The 1,516-nt window shown below is 62.9% G+C and carries 1 protein-coding gene and 2 pseudogenes; all 3 read right to left on the bottom strand.

What is annotated here, in order from left to right; translation table 11 throughout:
* Positions 1-175: 175 nt before the first annotated feature.
* Positions 176-561: pseudogene (locus tag RA21_RS23270) on the bottom strand (pyrroline-5-carboxylate reductase); the annotation flags it as partial.
* Positions 562-563: 2 nt separating this feature from the next.
* Positions 564-888 (bottom strand): NAD(P)-binding domain-containing protein (locus RA21_RS23265; protein WP_342586528.1); only part of this gene is annotated, 325 nt, incomplete at its 3' end.
* Between the two features lies 1 nt (position 889).
* Positions 890-1,516: pseudogene (locus tag RA21_RS23260) on the bottom strand (N-methylproline demethylase); the annotation flags it as partial.

The following is a 1,516-nucleotide window of genomic DNA, read 5'->3' as shown; positions in this document are numbered from 1 at the left end:
CACAAAACCAAAACCAGGAACCAATGAAAACAAACAGAATCCCCCCAACGGATTCTCACAGGAGCCTACTTCCTGTCAGAACAACCCGAGCAGTGAGGCAAAGCCCCGGGCGAAGCATCAAGCTCAGACGGGCGCCGCACAACTGCGGGGCACTCAGAACTTTCGAACAGGGAGGTTAGCTTTTGAGCTCACCCAGCCCCTCCGCAAGAGAAGTGCGCATGCCCGCTTCTTCCATGTGCAACCGCAGCCGCTGATTATACCCACCCGGCGTATTCAGCGCTTCGATCAGATCCGCGCATCCTGACGCCTGCAGGCTGGTGGACACCAGCATCCGCAAAAAAGCCTCCCCTTGCGCGGGGTCCGATACCCGCTGCCCAAGCCAGTCCGCAGCATCCCCCACCAGGCGCGCAGCCGGCGAGAGCACTGCCTGGGCCGCCAGATAGGACTTCAGCTCCGCTCCGTCTTGAAGCGCAAAGACCCGGTTGTCCGGCTCGAAAATCCGGCCAAGCAGGGCGGTATCCCCGAGGGCCATGATTGGAGAGCCGCCCTGTGCGATGCCGGNNCCGCTGCCGCCGTTGCCGGTGCAGCCCAGTCCGCAACCTGCTCCAGCTCCGCGCCCGCCATGAACGAGACCACTTGCTGATCCGCCCGGAAGGTCAGCCCGCCCAGAACGGCCTCCGCAATCTCCGCCATCAGGCCCAGGAAGACCACGTCGCTTGCATCGATCACGGCCTGATTTCCGCCCACGGCCACATCCTCAAAGGCCTCGGCAAGCGCCAAAGAGTGGCTTGCGCTGCGTTCCGAGACGGTGATCTGGTGGCCCTTGCCCGCCAGCCCCCGAACCACAGCGGAGGCGATGGTGCCACACCCCAGGACTCCCAGACGCATATCAGATCTCCTTCATCAGCCGCAGCGCATCATGGATCGCCGCGTGAGTGTTGCGTGCAGAAACTGCATCGCCGATGCGGAACAGCTGGAGCCGGCCTGCAGAATTAGTGCGAATTGATTGGGGGAGGCCGCTGATCAGGGCACTTTGGTCCACCTCGCCCCGGTTGGCCGATGCGTCCTTGAGCGCAAAGTAGAGATCATCGAGCGGAAGCGTGCCATAGTTCAAGACCACCTGATCATACTCCGCCTGATAGGTATGGCCGCTGTAGTCCGTGCCGATGGACGCCGTCAGCCTGTTGCCGCTGCGCGCCAGCCCCTGCAGGCGGCGGGCAACTGTGAAGGTCACATCCTTGTCCTGCAGCGCCCGCATGTATGGCACCAGGTTCATGCCCATGATGTCAGGGGCAAAGGTCCGGTCGGGGGTCATCACCTCCACTTTGGCGCCCGCATTTGCCGCAGATTCAGCTGCCATCAGGCCCGGATGGTCGCCGCTTTCGTCATAGATCAGCACGTGCCCGGCAGGCTTCACATCGCCGGAGATGACGTCCCAGCTGGACACCGCATGGGGCAGATCGCCGCCGGTTTCATGCAGCATCATGCAGGGCATTCCGCCGGTCGCCACGATCAC

Origin of the sequence: Leisingera sp. ANG-DT (assembly GCF_000813785.1) — a bacterium.
Lineage (GTDB): Bacteria > Pseudomonadota > Alphaproteobacteria > Rhodobacterales > Rhodobacteraceae > Leisingera.
Note: the sequence above shows the minus strand (reverse complement) of the source record. Positions and strands in the feature narration are given on the sequence as shown.